The organism is Actinomadura sp. NPDC048032 (assembly GCF_040653175.1).
In the GTDB taxonomy this organism is placed as follows: Bacteria; Actinomycetota; Actinomycetes; order Streptosporangiales; family Streptosporangiaceae; genus Spirillospora; species Spirillospora verrucosospora.
In genome coordinates this window covers 1-1,009 of sequence record NZ_JBEZJP010000837.1, presented here as the reverse complement: position 1 = coordinate 1,009, position 1,009 = coordinate 1, and the positions used below count along the sequence as shown (strand labels likewise).

The 1,009-nt window shown below is 69.5% G+C and carries 1 pseudogene; it reads left to right on the top strand.

From position 1 onward, the window contains the following. Positions 1-58 precede the first annotated feature (58 nt). Positions 59-990, top strand: a pseudogene (locus AB0C69_RS42600) (IS5 family transposase). Positions 991-1,009 lie beyond the last annotated feature (19 nt).

Genomic DNA, 1,009 nt, shown 5'->3' with positions numbered 1-1,009 from the left:
CTAGGGCCTGTTTCTTGGATCGACTGACGGTGGGCGTTGGTTGGGTCACTGTGGGTTGATGGGCCGTGGTGACTTGACCGATGCGCAGTGGGAGCGGTTGGCGCCGTTGCTGCCGCCGACCGGTGGGCGGGGTGGACGGTGGGTCGATCACCGGCAGGTGATCAATGGGATCTGCCATCGGGTCCGGACGGGTGTGCCCTGGCGTGATCTGCCCCCGGAGTTCGGGGAGTGGATCACCGTCTACAAGCGGTTTCGGCGCTGGTCGGCGGACGGGACTTGGGACCGGCTTCTGGCGGTGGTGCGCGCCCAGGCCGATGCCGCCGGGGACATCGACTGGCGGGTGTCGGTCGATTCCACGATCGAGCGGGCGCATCAGCACGCGGCCGGCGCCCCGCACCGGCCGCGCCCCGTCCCGCCGGAAAGGGGGGACGGGGCTGGGACGAACCAGGACAAGCCGTCGTGGTGCGAGCTGGTCGCCCTGCTGGAGGAGGTGGCCCGGCAGGCGAAGCGCTAGGACGCTCCCGCGGCGGGTTGTCCACCAAGATCCATCTGGCCGCCGACGGTCGGTGCAGGGTCCTGTCCTTCCTGATCACTCCTGGCCAGTGGGGTGACAGCCCGCAGTTCATCGCGGTCCTGGACGCCATCAACGTCGCACGGCTGGGGCCGGGCCGCCCACGCCGCCGTCCAGACCACGTGCTGGCCGACAAGGCCTACTCCTCGCGCGCCAACCGGGCCTACCTGCGTCGACGCGGGATCGCACACACGATTCCCGTGCCGGCCGACCAGCGGCAGCATCGCCACGATCGCGGACGCCGCGGTGGTCGCCCGCCCGGCTTCGACGCCGAGCGCTACAAGCAACGCAACACCGTCGAACGCGCCATCAACCGCCTCAAGCAGTTCCGAGCCGTCGCGACCCGCTTCGACAAACGCGGCTACCTGTTCACCGGCACCATCACCGTCGCTGTCCTGCTCATCTGGCTACGCACCTGATCCAAGAAACAGGCCCTAG